Origin of the sequence: Vannielia litorea, from assembly GCF_019801175.1 — a bacterium.
In the GTDB taxonomy this organism is placed as follows: Bacteria; Pseudomonadota; Alphaproteobacteria; order Rhodobacterales; family Rhodobacteraceae; genus Vannielia; species Vannielia litorea_B.
Genome location: NZ_JAHVJR010000001.1, coordinates 1452808 through 1469790 on the forward strand (window position 1 = coordinate 1452808; position 16983 = coordinate 1469790).

The window sequence follows — 16983 nt, forward strand, 5'->3', positions numbered from 1 at the left end:
TTTGTGACTGTTCGCGGGGGCTAGAAGCTGACTTAGACTTTATCGTTTTGATGGTGTGGCCGCGGCACGCGCAAGCATCTCGATGTTCCGCTCAGTCGGGGGCGGCTAGCCGGGCCTCCAGCCCGTCGCGCACCGCCTCTTCGCAGGCCGCCGCCAGCGCCTTGCGGCCCCCTGCCCCGGCGACAGGCATCGGCTCGTGGAAGACGATCTCCACCGCGCCCTGCCGCCGGGCGCCGAGCACGCGGAGGAGGCCGGTGCCGAAATCCATCTCGCCCCACCAGCCGTAGAAGCGGGCATCCTCACCCGGCGGGGCGTGGTAGGCCACGGTGACCGGCTGAATGTGCAGGATTTCGGGCATGTCGTGGGCGTGGAAGGCCTGAAACAGCGTGGGCTTGAAGGGCAGCACGCGGAGGCCGTCGGTGCTGGTGCCTTCGGGGAAGAACAGCAGGCGGTGGTTCATCCGCAGGCGCTCCTCGAAGACCTCCTGCTGGGCCTTGGCCTCGCGCCTGTCGCGGCGGATGAAGACGGTGCCGGTGGCCCGCGCCAGCCAGCCGATGCCGGGCCAGCCGGCGACCTCGGCCTTGGCGACGTAGTAGATCCGCTGCGGGGCGTTCAGCGCGTAGATGTCGAGCCAGCTGGCGTGGTTGGCGACGATGGCGCCGCGATGGGCCATCGGGGTGCCGAGGGTGCGGTGGCGCATTCCGAGGCAGAGGAAGGCGGATTTGCAGACGAATTGGGTGATGAAGGGGGTGACGGGGCGGTGGTGGCCGCAGAGCGGGCGCTCGATGAGGCGGCAAAGCAGCAGGAGGGCAAGGCAGCCGAAGGTGATGATGCCGAGGGGGGCGCCGCGCAGGATCACCCGCGCCCAGCCGAGGGCGTCGAGGCGTGGCGGGGGCAGCTCGGAGGCGCCGTGCCAGAGCGGGGTGGCGCCGGGCGCGCTGCTGCCGTCTCGGCCGGAAAAGCGCGTCACCCGCTGCGGCCTTTGCGATAGATCGCGACCTGGCGCGGGCTGACCTGCGTGGCGTCGAGCACGAGGCAGACATCGGTGGTGTTGAAGGCGTGGTCGACCCAGGCCCCCTGCCCGACCCAGCCGCCGAGCCGCAGGTAAGCCTTGATGAGCGCGGGCACGGCGCGCATGGCTTCGGCGCGGTTGAGCGCGGCTTCGGGCATGAGATCCATCGCGGTGCCGTGGGGCGGCAGCGCGGCGGGGCGCAGGGCCTCGGGGGCGAGGTGGTTGTGGTGCAGCATGGAGAGCGGCGCGGCCAGCGCGGCAGTGTCGGTGCCGTGGAAGGAGGCGGTGCCGAAGAGCACGTCGATCCCGCGGGCCTCGACATAATCCCAGAGCGCGCCCCAGAGATGATACATGGCGATGCCGCCGCGATATGCGGGCGCGAGGCAGGAGCGGCCCAGCTCCAGCAGCTTGCGGCCAGAGGTTTTGAGCGGGGTGAGGTCATACTCGCCCTCGGTATAAAAGCGCCCGGTCTCCGCCAGACGGTCGCCGGGCAGCAGGCGGTAGACGCCGACAACCGCGCCGCCGCCATCGGGGGCGAGATCGGCGCTGCGGGCGCGGTCGATCAGCAGGAGGTGGTCGCAATGGGGGTCGAAGGCATCGGCCTCGCGGCGGGCGGCATGGTCGACCATCTCGCCATCGCCGCCGAGTTCCTCGACGAAGACCTCGTAGCGGAGCCGCTGGGCCGCGGCGAGATCGGCGGCCGATGCGGCCAGCCGCAGCTCGAATTCTGGTGCGTCGCCGCTCATCCTGACCGCCTCAACCCTGGCCCTCGGCCCCTGCGCCGGGTTTTAGGCAGCCCGCCCGCCCCATGCAACCCGGCCAGCCCCGGCGGAGGGCTGCCGCACGGGAGCGATTTCCGGGCGGGGCATTAATGACATGTTAACCAAGATTGACGTAGCTCAGGTGTCAAAGACAATTTCGAGGAGGATGCGCTTGCCGTCGATCGTCACCTTGCCGGCGTGCTCGAAGTTCACCGTGATCCGGCCGCCGATGTTGGATTGCACCTGCCCCAGCCCCCAATCGGGCTCGCCGGGGTGGCGGACAAGCATGCCGGGTTCGAGGATGGCGTTGAGATCGGCGGACATGGGGCGCTCCGGAGGAGAGAAAGATGGATGACGACTTCGACCTGGCCGCGAAGCTGGCCTCGCGCATATGCCATGACCTGATAAGCCCCGTGGGGGCAATCGGCAATGGCATGGAGCTTCTGGCGATGACCGGGCTGAAGGGCAGCCCGGAGCTGGCGCTGGTGGAAGAGAGTGTGGCGGGGGCGCAGGGGCGGATCAGGTTTTTCCGCGTGGCCTTCGGACGGGCGGAGCCGGGACAGGCGGTGAGCGGCAGCGAGATTGCCGACACGCTGGCGGGCTACATCGGCGGCGGCCGGGTGGCGGTGGACTGGCCCGAGCCGGGCGCGGTGCCGCGCGACGAGCTGCGGGCGATCTTTCTGGCGATCAACTGCCTCGAGGTGGAACTGGCCTATGGCGGGGTGATCACGGTGCAGCCGGGTTGGGAGATCGTGGCGCAGGCCGAGCGGATGCGCGGCGAGGAGGAAGCCTGGTGCGTGGCACAGGGCGGGCCGGGTGAGGTGAGCCCGGCGAAGGTGCAGTTTGCGCTGCTGCCGAAGGCGGTGGCGGCGCTGGGGCGAGATTTGGAGGTTGTGCGGGGGGATGGGGAGATTGTGGTGAGGTTTTGAAGGGGGATTGGGTCGGGTCTCGACCTACGGTGCGTGTCCCGCGCTGCTGAAACGGTGCGCTAGTGGCGCCGTCAGTCAGTGGGGGGCCAGCCCCCCACACCCCCCGGAGATATTTAGAGCAAGAAAATGAGCGGGTTACGGGTAGATCACGGGCGGGTCGTGCCGTCGCCTGTGACCAGATATTTGAAGCTGGTGAGTTGGGTGGCGCCGACGGGGCCGCGGGCGTGCATCTTGCCGGTGGCGATGCCGATCTCGGCGCCCATGCCGAACTCGCCGCCGTCGGCGAACTGGGTCGAGGCGTTGTGCATCAGGATCGCGCTGTCGAGCCGTTGGAAGAAGCGGTCGGCGGCGGCCTGATCCTCGGTCAGGATCGCCTCGGTGTGTTGCGAGCCATATTTGCGGATATGGGCGATGGCGGCGTCGATGTCGTCGACCACGCGGGCGGCGATTTTCATGTCGAGGAACTCGCGGCCGAAATCCTCCTCGGTGGCGGGCCGGGTGCCGGTGAGACCCTCGGCATAGACTTCGACGCCGGCTTCCATCAGCGCGTCCACCAGTTTCTGACCGAGGTCAGTTTGGCTGCGGTGGATCAGCAGGCATTCGGCGGAGCCGCAGATGCCGGTCCGGCGGGTCTTGGCGTTGAGCACCACTTTCATTGCCTTCTCGGCATCGGCGGCGGCATCGACATAGACGTGGCAGATGCCTTCGAGGTGGGCGAAGACAGGCACGCGGGCCTCGCGCTGGACGAGGCCGACGAGGCCCTTGCCGCCGCGGGGCACGATCACGTCGATATAGGCGGTCGCCCGCAGCATCTCGGCCACGGCCTCGCGGTCGCGGGTCGGCATGAGCTGAATCGCATCCTCGGGCAGCCCGGCCTCGCGCAGGCCGGTGACGAGGGCGGCGTGGATGGCGCGGGAGGAATGGAAGCTCTCGGAGCCGCCGCGCAGGATCACCGCGTTGCCGGACTTCAGGCAGAGCGCCCCGGCATCGGCGGTCACGTTGGGGCGGCTCTCATAGATCACGCCGATGACGCCGAGGGGCGTGCGGACGCGGCGGATGTGCAGGCCGGAGGGCTGATCCCACTCTTCCATCACCTCGCCGACGGGGTCGGGCTGGGCGGCGATGGCCTCGAGACCGTCCACCATGCTTTGCACGCGGCCTTCGTCGAGCATCAGGCGGTCCATCATCGCGGGGCTGAGGCCCTTGTCGCGGCCATAGTCCATGTCGGCGGCGTTGGCTTCGAGGATCTGCGGGAGGGAGGCGATGAGGGCGCGGCCGGCGGCGGTGAGCGCGGCGTTGCGAGCTTCGGCAGGGGCATAGGCCAGCTCGGCCGCGGCGGCGCGGGCGCGTTGGCCCATGTCGGCTACGAGGGCGGGGATATTCTGGTCGAGGTCTTTCATCGCGGGACTCCCTTTGGGAGGAGGATGTAGCGCGCAGGGCGGCGCGGCTCAATGGGCTTGGCGTGCGGCGGGGTCAGGCGGGGCGGTTCTGGGCGGCGATGGCCTCGCCCACGATGCGCTCGACCGTCTGCGTGCTGACCCCTGCCCGCTCGGCGGCCTGCCGGGTGGAATAGCCGCGGGCATAGCACTCCAGCACCAGTGCGGTGGTCTCTTTGTCAGGGCTATTCCCGTTCATCTGTGCGCCTCCGGGCCTTTCAGCCCTGATAGCACGCCGCAACAAAGAAGGCCCGCCCGTTGCCGGGCGAGCCTCCTTCTTCTGATAACGAGGGAAATCGTATCAGTTGAAGCTGTAAACGAGGCTCACGCCGAAGGTGTTGTCGGTGTTCTTGTCACCGGGCAGCGGATCGGTGTGGTACTCGGTGGCGATCGAGGTGCGCAGCGCCAGAGCGTTGGACATGCGCACGTTCACGCCGAGGTCGTTGTAGATCACGTTGTCGGACTCCGAGAAGATGAAGTCGGTGTCGTTGGTCAGATAGACCGTGTCGGTGATCCGGGTCTGGAAGTTGGAGCCGATGGAGGCGGCCTCTTCCTCGATCTCGGTGCCGTCTGCGAGTTCGGCCCAGCGGTAGCCGGGGCCGGCCGACACGTACCATGCGGTGTTGGCGGTCTCGACGACCTTGTAGCCCACACCGAAGCCCGCGAAGGTGTCGCGGCGGTAGGAGGCGAAGTCGTCCTGGCTGCCTTGGACCTGACCGTAGGCATACCAGCGGTCGCCGAAGTCACGGGTGTATTCGAGGCCGTAGAGCAGGCTCTCGGTGTCCTTGATGCCGTCGCTCTCGCCGTAGTCGTAGACCACGTTGAAATCGAAGCCGTTGGTGCCGTCGTACCAGCCGAGGTTGGCGCCGAGGCCGAGGTCGAAGCTGTCGCTGTTGCCCGATTGGGCGGTAGAGCGCAGGGCGACGGAGCCATCGAAACCGAGCTTGCGGCCGGTGTTGCCGAAGGCATCGACATCGCGGTCGTAATCGTCGGTGATGTCTTCCTGCAGGTCTTCGAGGCGATCCTCGGCGGCGTCGCGGTTGTCGAAGGTGGTGGTCTGGGCCAGCGCGGCGCCAGCGGCAAAGCTGGTGACGGTGCCGAGCGCGATGGCGGCGAAGGTGGCGGGTGCTTTCATTGTCTCCTGTTCCTTCTCAGAGGGTTCGGCGGCCTCGTGGGCCACGGGATGGGCAGAGAGATAAGGGGATGGAGACCGAGGGTAAGGACACGATGGGCACACGAAATCGTGCTCGCCCAAAGCGTTGCGACACAGGCACATCAGCGGAGAGTGGCCGACGATTTATGCCAGCGATTTCAGCGGGTTCCATATGCCGTGGCGTAAGCTCACGGGCTATTTCATGCCGAAACAGGGTGTGCTCCCGCACAGGGCCGTGAGGCGCGGGCGGCTCAGTTGCCGGGCAGGAAGGGCACGTCTGTCACGCCCGGGTCGACGCCGATGGAGGTGAGCATGGCGTGGACTTGGCCGCGGTGGTGGGTCTGGTGGTTGAAGAGCTGGGTGACGCAGACGCCCATGGGTTTGCGGTAATGCGCGTCGTAGTCCTTGGAGTACCACGACAGGTCCCCCACGAGCGCGACCTCCTTGAGCCCCGCGGCCCAGATCTTGATGCGCCCGTCGAGCTGGAAGCGGGCGGCCTCCCACGCGCCGGCGGTGGGGAAGCAGGCGGCGCTCTTTTTCTGGCTGCACTCGGGGCCGGGGCCGCGATCAAACCGGCTCATCCAGAGCAGGTCGCCCCAGACGATGTGGTTTAGGGTGCCGAGAATGGAGCCGAAGAAGGCGCCGCGATCCGCTGTCAGCTCGGCGGCGGGGATGCGGCGCACCGCGACCATGAGCTGCTCGTTTTGCCAGGCGTTGTAGCGCGCCATCATGCGCACCCATTCGACCCCGATCATCGCCGTCCCTCTCGTTGTTCGGGGCAAGTTTTGCCAGCGGGCGCGGCGCTGTCAATCTGGCCGGCCCTGCCCTAGGCTGGCGGAGATGACGGCAGGCGGGGGCGGACGGATATGGCACAGCGCAGGCTTTACCTTGGGCCGCTGACAGACAACCGGCGGTGGGAACGAGTGGCGATCCGGCCCGATGACGTGATCGTCGTCACCCCGCCGAAATGCGGCACGACATGGATGCAGACCATCGTGGCGCTGCTGCTCTCGGGCGACCCGGGAGTGGAGACCGAACTTTCGATCCGGATGCCGTGGGTCGATATCCGGCTGCGTGACATCGACGAGGTGGCCGCGCGGCTGGAAGCGATGGCGGAGCGGCGGAGCATGAAGAGCCACACGCCGATGGATGGCGTACCGCTGGACGGGGCGGCGCAGTACCTCTGCGTGTTCCGGCACCCGCTCGATGCGCATTTTTCGTTCCGCAACCATGTGCGCAATACGCCGCTGCGGTGGTTCGATCACTGGTATCCCGAGGAGGACCCGGGCGGCATTGCCTTCAAGCGTTTTATCGATGGCGGGCCGGAGGGGTTTGACACCGATGCGATGCCGCTGGCGCATATCTTGCGGCACTACGAGGCCGCGCGGGCGGTGGCGGAGCGGGACAACGTGCACCTGTTCCATTTTGCCGACATGCGCCGCGATCTGGCGGGGGCGTTCGCGCGAGTGGCGGAGATCTTGGGCGTGACCCACCCGCCGGAGCTGATGGCCCGGCTGGTGGAGGCGGCGACCTTCGACAACATGAAGGCCGATGCCGCGCGGTTCTGCCCTTCGGGTGGCAAGGGGTTTTTCCGCTCCGATGCCGGGTTCTTTGCCAGCGGGGCGAATGGCCAGTGGGAGGGCAAGCTGAGTGCGGCGGAACTGGAGGCCTATGACGCGGCGATGCAGGCGGAGCTCGATCCGGAGGCCCGGCGCTGGCTGGAGTTTGGGGCGGAAGCCTGAGGCGGATGATGGAAGCATGGCACGCGTCGGCGGTTCGCCGCGGCCCTGCGCTGCCTGCAAAACAGGCAGGGCGGCTCCCCTGCCCTGCACAGCGGCGACCGCGCGTTTTTATCCTTGTGAGGCAGGCCGGGCGCGTCTAGCGTTCTGAACCGTGATCACACCCGCCAACCGGAGGACCCACCACAAATGGCGCGACACTTTTCTGCTGCTGCGGCGCTTCTTCTCTCCACCACGCTCACCGCAAGCGCGGCCGACTCCGAGCTCCTGATCTTCGACTGGTCGGGCTTCGAGGACCCGGGCTTCTTTGGCGAGTACATCGAGAAATACGGCGACAACCCGACCTTCACCTTCTTCGGCGAAGAAGAGGAAGCCTTCCAGAAGCTGCGCTCGGGCTTCAAGGCCGACATTGCCCACCCCTGCTCTCAGTCGGTGGACAAATGGCGGCAGGCCGGGCTGATCGAGCCGTGGGACATTTCGAAGATCCCGCGCTACGCGACCGTGGCCGAGAGCTACAAGGCCGACCCGATCTTTACCGATGGCGATCAGGTCTATTTCATCCCGGCGGACAACGGCTCGACGGCCATTGCCTTCAACGCCGACGAGATGACCGCCGATGATCTGACCACGCTTCAGGTGTTCAAGGACCCGCAATATGCGGGCCGCATCTCGCTGCCCGACAACGTGGATGACATCTACGCGCTGGCCTATCTGGCGACCGGCGTGAGCGACTGGACGCAGGCAACTCAGGAAGATTTCGAGGCGGCCAGCGCATGGCTGCGCGAGGTGCACCCGAACGTGCGCGCCTATTGGGCCGATGGCGCCGAGCTGGCGCAGCTGATGGCGACGGGCGAAGTGCTGTTCTCCTGGGCTTGGAGCGAGACGCCTGCCTCGATGCGCGGCGATGGCTACAACATCGGCTTTCAGCGCGAGGCGGAAGAAGGCTCCTCGGTCTGGTTCTGCGGCTACGTGAACCTCGTCGATGGCCCCGGCTCGGAAGACAAGGCGCATGACTTCATCAACTCGTGGCTCTCGCCCTCCTCGGTCGAGTACATCGTGAGCGAATGGGGCTACGGCAACTCCAACACCGAGGAAATGGCCAAGATCGACAGCGGCACTCTCGACGAGGTGGGCCTTGGCGAGGTGAGCGCCCCGGTGCTGGCCCAGCTGCCGATGGACAACGCGCTGCGCGAGCAGATGATCGCCGAGTTCGAGAAGATCAAGGCCGGGTTCTGACCACGGTCATATCCGGATGCGAGCGGCGGCCTTCGGGTCGCCGTTTTCGTTTGGTGGGGCGGCGGTGCGCCATGAATGCGCACCCTACGCAGGCGCTTCCATCGGCAGGATGCGGCCCCATTGCGTGTCGCGCGGGGGGCCGGAGATGGTGAAGCCGCATTTGGTATAGGCGCTGATGGCGCGGGTATTGTCGGGGTGCGGATCGGTGCAGATCACCGGCGCACCGGCGGCGTAGAGGCTGGCCATACGGGCGCGGATGAAGGCCGGGCCATGCCCCTGCCCCAGCAGCTCTGGCAGGCCGATGAACTGGTCGATCCCGCGCGATCCCGGCGGCAGGTGGGCAAAGGGGTGATCGGGCCAGCCGTGGGGGTCGTAATCTTGGATATAGGCGAAGGGCTGGCCCTCTAGCGAGACGATGTGCGGCACGTGGCGGGTGCCCTCCAGCGCCTCGGCATCGAAAGGGTCGTCCTGCCCCCACCAGCGGGCCACCTCGGCCACGGCCAGCCAGCGCCGGAGCATCGGCAAATCGGCCAGTGTGGCGGGGCGGAAGGTGATGCGGGCGGGCATGGCGCGAGTTTAGGCGGCGGAGGGACGTGCGGGAAGTGTCGCGCCATCTTGAACCTGCTGCCCCCGCACCCCATAACTGTGCCACCATGAGGCAACCCGGCCCCCTTTCGTGATCGACACCGCATTCTGGCTGACCGCCGGCAGCATATTGTTGCTGCTCATCTGTTCCGCATTCTTCTCTGGCTCCGAGACCGCGCTCACCGCGGCCTCACGTGGCAAGCTGCGCTCGAAGGCCGACAAAGGCGAGCGCGGCGCCGAGGTGGCGCTGGAGGTGACCGAAGACAGCGAGCGGCTGATTGGCGCCGTGCTGCTGGGCAACAACGTGGTGAACATTCTCGCGGCCTCGCTCGCGACCGCGCTGTTCACCCGGATTTTCGGCGAGGGCGGCGTGGCGCTGGCGACGCTGGTGATGACCCTGCTGGTGCTGGTCTTTGCCGAGGTGCTGCCGAAGACTTATGCGATCTCCAACGCCGAGAGCGCGGCCAGCCGGGTGGCGCGGCCGATCAGCCTGCTGGTTACCATCCTGTCGCCGGTCGTACGCACCATTCAGGCGCTGGTGCGGGCGATCCTGCGGCTCTTCGGGGTGCAGACCGACCCGGACGGCCAGCTCTTCAGCGTGCATGAAGAGATCGCCGGGGCGCTGGCGCTGGGCCATTCCGAGGGTGTGGTGCAGAAGGAAGACCGCGACCGGCTGCTGGGCGCGCTGGACCTTGGCGACCGGACGGTGGAGGAGATCATGCTCCACCGCTCGCAGATCGAGATGATCGACGTGGATGCCACGCCCGACGAGGTGCTCGCGCAGGCGCTGGAAAGCCGCCACACCCGGTTGCCGCTCTACAAGGACGACAAGGAAAACATCGTTGGTGTGATCCACGCGAAGGATCTGCTGCGGGCGATCCACCGGGCCGCGCTGGCCTCTGGCGGGGCGCCCGAGGCGCTGAGCACGCTGGACGTGATGGATGTGGCGATGGAGCCCTATTTCGTGCCCGAGACCACCACGCTGGACGACCAGATGCGCCAGTTCCTGCGGCGGAACACGCATTTTGCGCTGGTGGTGGACGAATACGGCACCCTGCAGGGTTTGATCACGCTAGAGGACATTCTCGAGGAGATCGTGGGCGAGATCACCGACGAGTTCGACCTCGACGAGGATCACCCGCTGCGCCGCACCGATGCGGGTGACTGGATCGTGGATGGCGCCATGACCATCCGTGACCTGAACCGCGCCACCGATTGGAACCTGCCGGACGAGGAGGCCAACACCGTCGCGGGCCTCGTGATTCACGAGGCGCAGGCGATCCCGACCGTTGGGCAGGTGTTTTCGTTCCACGGCTTCCGGTTCGAGGTGGTGGCGCGGAAGGATAACCGGCTGACACGGTTGAAGCTGCGGCCTTTGGCGACGCTGGCCGAGTAGGCTGGTTGTGGGGCTGCACCCGCCCTACTGAAAGCAGGTCGGTTCGGTGGGCAGATTGCCCAGCCTACGCGCCGGCGTCGGCCACGGCGGCGGGGGTTTGCTGGTGGCTCATCATCCGCCAGCCGTCGCCATCATCCACATATGTCGAGGCGCAGAGCGCGGTGTAGTCTTCACCATCGCGCTCTGCCTGCGCCTTGTAGGCCAGCACCGCCACCGGCCCCTGCCGGGTGAAGCTGTGGTCGTGGAAGGTGACGGAGCGCCAAGGCGCGGCGCCCTCCAGCCCCTTCATCGAGGCCTCGGCGCCAAGGATGCCCGCCGGATAGGGAAAGACGAATACCGCATCGTCACGGGTGACCGAGCGGGCATAGTCGGCCCCGCCGGTCCAGTATTTCTCTTCCATCTTCCAGAAGTCTGCCTCGGTCATGTCGGGCCTCCTTTCACCCGCTCAACGGGCGGTGGGCGGCGCGGGTTCCGGATGACGGGAACGTGAGGCGGCGGCTTGCCTGCGGGGTGCTAGCCTCGCGCCGGGATGACGCGGAACCTCGGGAACAGGGAGACCTCCGATGAACAAACCGACAGGCCGGATGACGGCAAGCGACTTTCACCCTAAGCTGCTCGAAATGTACGATGGCTACGTGCACGGCAAGATGAGCAAGCGCGACTTTCTGAAGGGCGCGGGCAAATACGTGGCGGCGGGCGTGACCGCGGCGGCGGTGCTGGAGAGCCTGCAGCCCAACTATGCGCTGGCCCAGCAGGTCGCCCCGGATGACCCCGATATCGAGACCGAGGTGGTGGAATACGACAGCCCCGAGGGGCATGGCACCATCAAGGCGTTGATGGCGCGGCCTGCGGGCGTGGAGGGCAAGCTGCCCGCCGTGCTGGTGATCCACGAGAACCGGGGGCTGAACCCCTATATCGAGGATGTGGTGCGCCGCGTGGCCAAGGCGGGCTTTCTGGCGCTGGGCCCCGACGGGCTGACCCCTGCGGGCGGCTATCCGGGCAATGACGACGAGGGGCGCGAGATGCAGCGCGAACTCGACGGCGCCAAGCTGATGAACGACTTCTTCGCCGGGTTCGAGCACCTGATGAACCACGAGGGCAGCACCGGCAAGGTGGGGGCCGTGGGCTTCTGCTATGGCGGCGGCGTGTGCAATGCGCTGGCGGTGGCCTACCCGGAGATGGGGGCGAGCGTGCCGTTCTATGGCCGCCAGGCCTCGGTCGAAGATGTGCCGAAGATCCAAGCGCCGCTGCTGCTGCATTACGGCGAGCTGGACGAGCGGATCAACGCGGGCTGGCCGGATTACGAGGCGGCGCTGAAGGAGCATGGCAAGGTCTATGAGGGGCATATCTACGCCGGGGCCAACCACGGGTTCCATAATGACACCACGCCCCGGTATGACGAGGACGCCGCGACGCTCGCTTGGGAGCGGACGGTGGAGTGGTTCAACCGCTATCTGACGTAGAGCGCGGGGCGCGCCGGGCAGCGCCGAGCCGAGGGGTGGCGCTGCTGACGCTCGCTCATGGCACTTTATGGCGCAGCTCAGGCGCTCGCTGTATGCTCCGCACACCCCTCACCAAAGCGCCGCCCCGTCCCGCCAAAGGCGGGCCGACAAAAACTCGGCGCACCTCTGGTGCGACGGACGGGTCGGCGCTGCCCGGCGCCTTACGGCGCGCATCGGGCGGGGCCACTCTGAAGCGGCGCGTCAGAGGCTTGGGGACACGTCCCGCACCTACCGCCCCGAAAACAGCGTGCCGAAGATGCCGCGCACCAGTGCCTTGCCGCTGCGGGTGCCGAGCTGGCGGGCGAAGCTTTTGGCAAAGGCCTCGCCCACGGAGTCCGAGCGGGAACTGCGGGAGCGGGTCGGCTTGGAGGTGGAGCGGGAGACGCGGGTGCCGGAGTAGCGGCGCCCTGCCTTGAACTCGCGCTCGGCCATCTCGGCCTCGTCCTCTTTCTCCTCCGCCGCTTCGGCCTCCTTGGCTGCCGCCTCGGCGCGTTTGGCGAGCATCTCGTAGGCGCTCTCCCGGTCTACGGCGGTGTCATACTTGCCCGCCACAGGCGAGGCGCCGATGACCCCGCCGCGCTCGGCGGCGGAGATCGGGCCGAGTTGCGACGAGGGCGGGCGGATCAGGGTGCGCTCCACGATGCCGGGCGCGCCCTTCTTGATCAGGAAGGAGGTAACGGCCTCGCCGGTGCCGACCTCGCGGATCGCGTCCTCGGTCGAGAAGCGGGGGTTGTCACGGTAGGTTTCGGCGGCCTGACGCAGCTCGCGGCGGTCCTTGGCGGTGAAGGCGCGGAGCGCGTGCTGCACCCGGTTGCCGAGCTGGCCGAGGATATCCTCGGGCACATCCGCCGGGTTCTGGGTGCAGAAGTAAACGCCCACGCCCTTCGAGCGGATCAGCCGCGCCACCTGCTCGACCTTGTCGACCAGCGCCTTGGGCGCGTCGTCGAACAGCAGGTGCGCCTCGTCGAAGAAGAACACCAGCTTGGGCTTGTCGGGGTCGCCGACCTCGGGGAGCATCTCGAAGAGTTCGGAGAGCATCCAGAGCAGGAAGGTGGCGTAGAGCCGGGGCGCGCCCATCAGCCTGTCGGCGGCGAGGATGTTGATGCGGCCCCTGCCCTCTGCGTCGGTCAGGAAGAGATCATCGAGCGAGAGCGCGGGCTCGCCGAAGAACTGGGTGGCGCCCTGGTTCTCGAGCACCAGAAGGCGGCGCTGGATGGCGCCGATGGAGGCGGTGGAGACATTGCCGTAGCGCAGGCTCAGCTCGGACCGGTTTTCGCCGACCCAGACCAGCAGCGATTGCAGATCCTTGAGGTCGAGCAGCGGCAGGCCCTGCTCATCAGCCACGCGGAAGGCGATGTTGAGGATGCCCTCTTGCGCCTCGGACAGCTCCAGCAGGCGGGCCAGCAGCAGCGGGCCCATCTCGGCGACGGTGGTGCGCACCGGGTGGCCCTGCTCGCCGTGGAGATCCCAGAAGGTGACGGGGAAATCGCTGTAGCTATAATCGGAGAAGCCGATCTTGGCGGCCCGCTCCAAGAAGGGGGCGTGCAGCTTGGCCTCGGGCGAGCCGGATTTGGCAAGGCCGGAGAGATCGCCTTTCACATCCGAGAGGAACACCGGGACGCCATTGGCCGAGAAACTCTCGGCGAGGATCTGGAGTGTCACCGTCTTGCCGGTGCCGGTGGCCCCGGCGATCAGCCCGTGCCGGTTGGCGTAGTTCAGCAAAAGCTCCTGCGGATCGCCATAGCCCTCACCGCCGCCACCCACGAAAATCGACCCGCTCATATGGCCCTCCAGTCCTGTTTCGGGCCCAACATAAAGTATTAACCTTTCTCTGCCAGTATCGATCTTGTTCGGGCCTCCGTCCTCTTGGCCCGGATTGACTTCCTCCCTGTCAGACTGGCCGCGTCACACTCGTGACGCGGCTTTTTTCTGAGCGTGTTCAAATTCTTGGGGGGTGTTCTTTTAGCTGTTGACGGCTGCGGCAAGTTGCCATAGCGTCCGGGCATCAAGTCGGCCAGTCCGGCAGGGAGAACCAAGAACAGGCAGCCCTCGTGGTTGCACATAGCGGCAAAAAACAGCCGTTCGGGCCGGTAAACGGACCCGCACAAAAGGGCCTCTCGGGGCCCTTTTTCAGGTCTTGAGCCGCGCCGCGGAGCGCCGCCGATCTGCCCCCTCACGGTCCTGTCAGAGCGCCCGCATTTCTCCCTGACATCCCCTGCGCCCTGTGCTAGACGGCGGCACGATTTCAAAACCCGAGAAGGTTGTTGAGGACTATGCAGAATCTGACAAAAGCGAGTTTTCTGGCGCTGATGATCGCGGCCACGCCGCTCTGGGCACAGGACGCCACCACCACCGAGGAAGCCCCTGCCGAAGAGACCACCACCGAAGCGCCCGCCGAGGCTGCCGGTGAAGGCGCGGCGGATGCGGCGGCCGAAGAGGCCGCCACCCCCTCCCCCGATGCCGGGCTGAACATGGGCACGCCGGAAGGCCAGGCCGCCGCCGGGACCGACCCCGCCGCGCCCTACACCAAGGAAACCCACGGCGACTGGGAGCTGCGCTGCGCCAAGGTCGAGGGTGTTGAGGAAGAGCAATGCCAGCTCTACCAGCTGCTGAGCGATGAAGGCGGCAATGCAGTGGCCGAGATCAATCTTTTCGCCCTGCCCGCCGGTGGCCAGGCCGTGGCCGGCGCCAATATCGTCACCCCGCTGGAGACCCTGCTGACCGAGCAGATCACGCTTTCGGTCGATGGCTCGCAGGGCAAGCGCTACCCCTACACCTTCTGCACCCGGATCGGCTGCATTTCGCGGATCGGGATGACCCAGGCCGATGTGAACGGCTTCAAGGCCGGCAGCGCCGCCACGCTTTCGCTGGTGCCCGCTGGCGCGCCCGATCAGCGCGTGCGTCTGAAGGTGTCGCTCACCGGCTTCACCGCCGGGTTCACCTCGCTGCAGGCGCAAGTGGCCGGCAACTGAGGTTAGCCAAAGATCGAGTTTGAAGCGCCGCCCTTCGGGGCGGCGTTTTACGTTTAGGCGGCAAGAATTCGGCTGACCACCGGTGAGAAGAGTGGGCGCATGGCCTGCGCGAGCCCCGGGGTGAGCGCGGCCCAGCGGTAGGCAAAGATCAGCCCTGCCTCGGCCGGGCTGCCCTCGGCCACGTGATCCCAGCACTCGGGCAGGCCTGCGGGCGCCTCGAAGGCGAAGAGGTGCCAGAGCTGGGGCGCGGAATAGCCTTCCTCCCACGGGCGGTGCCATGTGCCGATGCCGGTTGGGTTGGAGAGGATGAGGCCGGATTCTTCCTGCAGCTCGCGGATGGCCGCCTCGGCCGGGTCTTCCCCCGGCTCGATGGTGCCCTTGGGCAGCTGGTCACCGGTGAGCGGGTGGCGAAAGATCAGCAGCTCGCGGGCGGTGGCGGGGCCACGGAGGACGGCGGCGAGGGCTTTGGGCGTGGGTGGGTGTTGGGCAGGGTGCATTGGGCGAGTTTGGCGGGCGTATCGCAGTTTGCAAGCGTCGGAGTGGGGGGCCAGCCCCCCACACCACGGCTTTCAGTGGGGGGCCAGCCCCCCACACCCCCCGGAGATATTTGAACCAAGATGAAGATCAGGGGCGCGGTTTATCAGGGGCGCATTTGATTCAAATGTTCCGAACAGGTGTGCTTGCCGCTGGGGCCAGCCCTCTGCTGGTTCGGCCGGGTGAGCCGGAACGGGCGGCAGCTGTTTCAGACCTTCTTCAGTGCCAGCACCGCGTTCAGCCCGCCGAAGGCGAAGGCGTTGGAGAGGACAACATCGACCTTGGCGTCGCGGGCCTCGTTGGGCACCACGTCGAGCGCGCATTCCGGGTCAGGCTCCTCGTAGCCGATGGTGGGGGCGATCACCCCGTCGCGCAGGGCCATGATGCAGGCCAGAAGCTCCACCGCGCCGGTGCCGCCGATCAGGTGGCCGTGCATCGACTTGGTGGATGAGATCATCAGCTTGTCGGCGTGGGAGCCGAAGACATCGGCCACCACGGCACATTCGGTCTTGTCGTTGGCTGCGGTGCCGGTGCCGTGGGCGTTGATGTAGCCGACCTCGGCGGGGGTGATGCCACCGTCGCGGAGCGCGCCGCGCACCGCACGTGCAGCGCCCTGCTTGGAAGGCATGACGATATCGGCAGCGTCCGACGACATGGCGAAGCCCACCACCTCGGCGAGGATATCGGCGCCGCGCGCGCGGGCGTGGCCCATCTCTTCGAAGACGAAGACCGCCGCACCCTCGCCCTGCACCATCCCGTTGCGGTTGGCGGAGAACGGACGGCAAGCGTCCTTGCTCATCACCCGCAGCCCCTCCCAGGCCTTCACCCCGCCGAAGCTGAGCATGGCCTCGGCCCCGCCGGTGACCATCGCGCGGCTGGCGCCGGAGCGGACCATGTGGAAGGCCTGCCCCATCGCGTGGTTGGAGGAGGCGCAGGCTGTGGAGACCGAGTAGCTCGGGCCCTTGAGGTTGTACTCCATGCTGACGTGGGAGGCGGCGGCGTTGTTCATCAGCTTGGGCACGACGAAGGGGTGGACCCGGTTCTTCCCCTCCTCATAGACCGTGCGGTAGTTCTCATCCCAGGTGTTCACCCCGCCCCCGGCGGTGCCGAAGATCGCGCCTGCCTCATCGGCCAGCAGCCCGTGAAACTCCAGCCCCGATTGGGCCAGCGCCTCCTTGGCGGCGAGCATGGTGAACTGGGTGAAGCGGTCGTAGAGCGCGATCTGCTGGCGGTTGAAGAACTCTTCGGGATCGAAGCCGCGCACCTGCCCGCCGATCTGCACCGAGAGGCGCTCCACGTCGCGGACGTTGATGGTATCGATCCCGCAGCGGCCTTCGGCCATGGCGGTGAAGGTCTCGGGCACGCTCTTGCCGAGCGCATTGATCGTGCCCATGCCGGTGATCACGACGCGGTTCATGGCTCGGGGCATCGGGCTTGCCTTTCGGGGTCTTGCTGCGGCCGTCAGGCCTGTTCTTTCACCAGCCCTTCGACGGCCTCGACGATGGCCGCCACCGAGGAGATATCGAAATCGCTCTCGGAGGGTTCGTTGGCGTTGAAGGGCACCTGAATGTCGAAGGCCTCTTCGATGGCAAAGATGCTCTCGACCAGCCCGAGGCTGTCGATGCCGAGGCTTTCGAGCGTGCTGTCCATCTTCACGTCCGATGGTTCGAGCACGGCCTGCTCGGCGATGATCTGGATGACCTTGGTTTTGACTGCGTCCGACATACC

The 16983-nt window shown here is 67.0% G+C and carries 19 protein-coding genes; 6 read left to right on the forward strand and 13 right to left on the reverse strand.

Features of this window, described 5'->3' with window-relative positions; genetic code table 11:
* Nucleotides 1-91 precede the first annotated feature (91 nt).
* The 3 genes from KUV38_RS07185 to KUV38_RS07195 all read right to left on the reverse strand — a co-directional run bounded on the left by KUV38_RS07185 (nucleotide 92) and on the right by KUV38_RS07195 (nucleotide 2097).
* The gene (locus tag KUV38_RS07185; protein WP_410001022.1) at nucleotides 92-970 is read right to left on the reverse strand and encodes a lysophospholipid acyltransferase family protein; all 879 of its coding nucleotides are present in this window, start codon (nucleotides 968-970) and stop codon (nucleotides 92-94) included.
* Complete coding sequence (locus tag KUV38_RS07190; RefSeq protein WP_222469391.1) at nucleotides 967-1758, reverse strand: GNAT family N-acetyltransferase; 792 nt, start codon at nucleotides 1756-1758, stop codon at nucleotides 967-969. The genes KUV38_RS07185 and KUV38_RS07190 overlap by 4 nt, the downstream gene beginning before the upstream one ends.
* 153 nt (nucleotides 1759-1911) lie before the next feature.
* Nucleotides 1912-2097 (reverse strand): DUF3553 domain-containing protein, encoded by a 186-nt coding sequence (locus tag KUV38_RS07195; protein WP_222469392.1) that lies wholly within the window; start codon nucleotides 2095-2097, stop codon nucleotides 1912-1914.
* 23 nt (nucleotides 2098-2120) lie between these two features.
* On the opposite strand from KUV38_RS07195, the gene KUV38_RS07200 reads away from it, so the two are divergent.
* Entirely contained in the window at nucleotides 2121-2702 is a 582-nt protein-coding gene (locus tag KUV38_RS07200) for a histidine phosphotransferase family protein (protein WP_222469393.1), read from the forward strand.
* A gap of 146 nt (nucleotides 2703-2848) precedes the next feature.
* Here the strand turns inward: KUV38_RS07200 and KUV38_RS07205 are convergent, their stop codons facing one another.
* The 4 genes from KUV38_RS07205 to KUV38_RS07220 all read right to left on the reverse strand — a co-directional run bounded on the left by KUV38_RS07205 (nucleotide 2849) and on the right by KUV38_RS07220 (nucleotide 6046).
* Nucleotides 2849-4102: a glutamate-5-semialdehyde dehydrogenase gene (locus KUV38_RS07205; protein WP_222469394.1), complete on the reverse strand. Its 1254-nt coding sequence runs from the start codon at nucleotides 4100-4102 to the stop codon at nucleotides 2849-2851.
* A gap of 73 nt (nucleotides 4103-4175) precedes the next feature.
* Nucleotides 4176-4337 carry a helix-turn-helix domain-containing protein gene (locus KUV38_RS07210; RefSeq protein ID WP_222469395.1) on the reverse strand — a complete coding sequence of 54 codons (162 nt, stop codon included), beginning with the start codon at nucleotides 4335-4337 and terminating at the stop codon, nucleotides 4176-4178.
* Nucleotides 4338-4439: 102 nt separating this feature from the next.
* The gene (locus KUV38_RS07215; RefSeq protein ID WP_222469396.1) at nucleotides 4440-5273 is read right to left on the reverse strand and encodes a YdiY family protein; all 834 of its coding nucleotides are present in this window, start codon (nucleotides 5271-5273) and stop codon (nucleotides 4440-4442) included.
* A gap of 269 nt (nucleotides 5274-5542) precedes the next feature.
* A complete protein-coding gene (locus KUV38_RS07220) occupies nucleotides 5543-6046 on the reverse strand; it encodes a DinB family protein (protein WP_222469397.1) in 504 nt (167 codons plus the stop codon).
* A 111-nt stretch (nucleotides 6047-6157) separates the two neighbouring features.
* Here KUV38_RS07220 and KUV38_RS07225 point away from each other — a divergent pair, with 111 nt between their 5' ends.
* Both KUV38_RS07225 and KUV38_RS07230 read left to right on the forward strand, forming a co-directional pair.
* A complete protein-coding gene (locus KUV38_RS07225; RefSeq protein ID WP_222469398.1) occupies nucleotides 6158-7033 on the forward strand; it encodes a sulfotransferase domain-containing protein in 876 nt (291 codons plus the stop codon).
* A gap of 186 nt (nucleotides 7034-7219) precedes the next feature.
* The gene (locus tag KUV38_RS07230) at nucleotides 7220-8266 is read left to right on the forward strand and encodes an extracellular solute-binding protein (RefSeq protein WP_222469399.1); all 1047 of its coding nucleotides are present in this window, start codon (nucleotides 7220-7222) and stop codon (nucleotides 8264-8266) included.
* Between the two features lie 84 nt (nucleotides 8267-8350).
* Here the strand turns inward: KUV38_RS07230 and KUV38_RS07235 are convergent, their stop codons facing one another.
* A complete protein-coding gene (locus tag KUV38_RS07235; protein ID WP_222469400.1) occupies nucleotides 8351-8833 on the reverse strand; it encodes a GNAT family N-acetyltransferase in 483 nt (160 codons plus the stop codon).
* A gap of 109 nt (nucleotides 8834-8942) precedes the next feature.
* Between KUV38_RS07235 and KUV38_RS07240 the strand changes: the two genes are divergently transcribed.
* Complete coding sequence (locus tag KUV38_RS07240) at nucleotides 8943-10247, forward strand: HlyC/CorC family transporter (protein WP_222469401.1); 1305 nt, start codon at nucleotides 8943-8945, stop codon at nucleotides 10245-10247.
* 64 nt (nucleotides 10248-10311) lie between these two features.
* On the opposite strand, the gene KUV38_RS07245 is transcribed toward KUV38_RS07240, so the two are convergent.
* The gene (locus KUV38_RS07245) at nucleotides 10312-10671 is read right to left on the reverse strand and encodes a DUF4440 domain-containing protein (RefSeq protein ID WP_222469402.1); all 360 of its coding nucleotides are present in this window, start codon (nucleotides 10669-10671) and stop codon (nucleotides 10312-10314) included.
* Between the two features lie 139 nt (nucleotides 10672-10810).
* On the opposite strand from KUV38_RS07245, the gene yghX reads away from it, so the two are divergent.
* Nucleotides 10811-11710, forward strand: coding sequence for a YghX family hydrolase (yghX, locus tag KUV38_RS07250; RefSeq protein WP_222469403.1), 900 nt, complete (start codon nucleotides 10811-10813; stop codon nucleotides 11708-11710).
* Between the two features lie 267 nt (nucleotides 11711-11977).
* Here yghX and KUV38_RS07255 read toward each other — a convergent pair whose 3' ends face one another.
* On the reverse strand, nucleotides 11978-13531 hold the full coding sequence (locus KUV38_RS07255) for a helicase HerA-like domain-containing protein (protein ID WP_222469404.1): 1554 nt from the start codon (nucleotides 13529-13531) through the stop codon (nucleotides 11978-11980).
* A 491-nt stretch (nucleotides 13532-14022) separates the two neighbouring features.
* Here KUV38_RS07255 and KUV38_RS07260 point away from each other — a divergent pair, with 491 nt between their 5' ends.
* A complete protein-coding gene (locus KUV38_RS07260; protein WP_261385175.1) occupies nucleotides 14023-14721 on the forward strand; it encodes an invasion associated locus B family protein in 699 nt (232 codons plus the stop codon).
* Between the two features lie 53 nt (nucleotides 14722-14774).
* On the opposite strand, the gene KUV38_RS07265 is transcribed toward KUV38_RS07260, so the two are convergent.
* The 3 genes from KUV38_RS07265 to KUV38_RS07275 all read right to left on the reverse strand — a co-directional run bounded on the left by KUV38_RS07265 (nucleotide 14775) and on the right by KUV38_RS07275 (nucleotide 16980).
* Nucleotides 14775-15218 (reverse strand): NUDIX domain-containing protein, encoded by a 444-nt coding sequence (locus tag KUV38_RS07265; RefSeq protein ID WP_222469405.1) that lies wholly within the window; start codon nucleotides 15216-15218, stop codon nucleotides 14775-14777.
* A gap of 245 nt (nucleotides 15219-15463) precedes the next feature.
* On the reverse strand, nucleotides 15464-16672 hold the full coding sequence (locus KUV38_RS07270; RefSeq protein WP_222469406.1) for a beta-ketoacyl-[acyl-carrier-protein] synthase family protein: 1209 nt from the start codon (nucleotides 16670-16672) through the stop codon (nucleotides 15464-15466).
* A gap of 44 nt (nucleotides 16673-16716) precedes the next feature.
* Nucleotides 16717-16980 carry an acyl carrier protein gene (locus KUV38_RS07275; protein WP_222469407.1) on the reverse strand — a complete coding sequence of 88 codons (264 nt, stop codon included), beginning with the start codon at nucleotides 16978-16980 and terminating at the stop codon, nucleotides 16717-16719.
* Nucleotides 16981-16983: the final 3 nt, after the last annotated feature.

Excerpts from the sequence above, each read along its gene's own strand:
- KUV38_RS07270 (WP_222469406.1), bottom strand. The coding sequence starts at position 16,672 with ATGAACCGCGTCGTGATCACCGGCATGGGCACGATCAATGCGCTCGGC.
- KUV38_RS07275 (WP_222469407.1), bottom strand. The coding sequence starts at position 16,980 with ATGTCGGACGCAGTCAAAACCAAGGTCATCCAGATCATCGCCGAGCAG.
- KUV38_RS07220 (WP_222469397.1), bottom strand. The coding sequence starts at position 6,046 with ATGATCGGGGTCGAATGGGTGCGCATGATGGCGCGCTACAACGCCTGG.
- KUV38_RS07255 (WP_222469404.1), bottom strand. The coding sequence starts at position 13,531 with ATGAGCGGGTCGATTTTCGTGGGTGGCGGCGGTGAGGGCTATGGCGAT.
- KUV38_RS07225 (WP_222469398.1), top strand. The coding sequence starts at position 6,158 with ATGGCACAGCGCAGGCTTTACCTTGGGCCGCTGACAGACAACCGGCGG.
- KUV38_RS07190 (WP_222469391.1), bottom strand. The coding sequence starts at position 1,758 with ATGAGCGGCGACGCACCAGAATTCGAGCTGCGGCTGGCCGCATCGGCC.
- KUV38_RS07265 (WP_222469405.1), bottom strand. The coding sequence starts at position 15,218 with ATGCACCCTGCCCAACACCCACCCACGCCCAAAGCCCTCGCCGCCGTC.
- KUV38_RS07195 (WP_222469392.1), bottom strand. The coding sequence starts at position 2,097 with ATGTCCGCCGATCTCAACGCCATCCTCGAACCCGGCATGCTTGTCCGC.
- KUV38_RS07260 (WP_261385175.1), top strand. The coding sequence starts at position 14,023 with ATGCAGAATCTGACAAAAGCGAGTTTTCTGGCGCTGATGATCGCGGCC.
- KUV38_RS07235 (WP_222469400.1), bottom strand. The coding sequence starts at position 8,833 with ATGCCCGCCCGCATCACCTTCCGCCCCGCCACACTGGCCGATTTGCCG.
- yghX (WP_222469403.1), top strand. The coding sequence starts at position 10,811 with ATGAACAAACCGACAGGCCGGATGACGGCAAGCGACTTTCACCCTAAG.
- KUV38_RS07215 (WP_222469396.1), bottom strand. The coding sequence starts at position 5,273 with ATGAAAGCACCCGCCACCTTCGCCGCCATCGCGCTCGGCACCGTCACC.
- KUV38_RS07210 (WP_222469395.1), bottom strand. The coding sequence starts at position 4,337 with ATGAACGGGAATAGCCCTGACAAAGAGACCACCGCACTGGTGCTGGAG.
- KUV38_RS07205 (WP_222469394.1), bottom strand. The coding sequence starts at position 4,102 with ATGAAAGACCTCGACCAGAATATCCCCGCCCTCGTAGCCGACATGGGC.
- KUV38_RS07230 (WP_222469399.1), top strand. The coding sequence starts at position 7,220 with ATGGCGCGACACTTTTCTGCTGCTGCGGCGCTTCTTCTCTCCACCACG.
- KUV38_RS07245 (WP_222469402.1), bottom strand. The coding sequence starts at position 10,671 with ATGACCGAGGCAGACTTCTGGAAGATGGAAGAGAAATACTGGACCGGC.
- KUV38_RS07200 (WP_222469393.1), top strand. The coding sequence starts at position 2,121 with ATGGATGACGACTTCGACCTGGCCGCGAAGCTGGCCTCGCGCATATGC.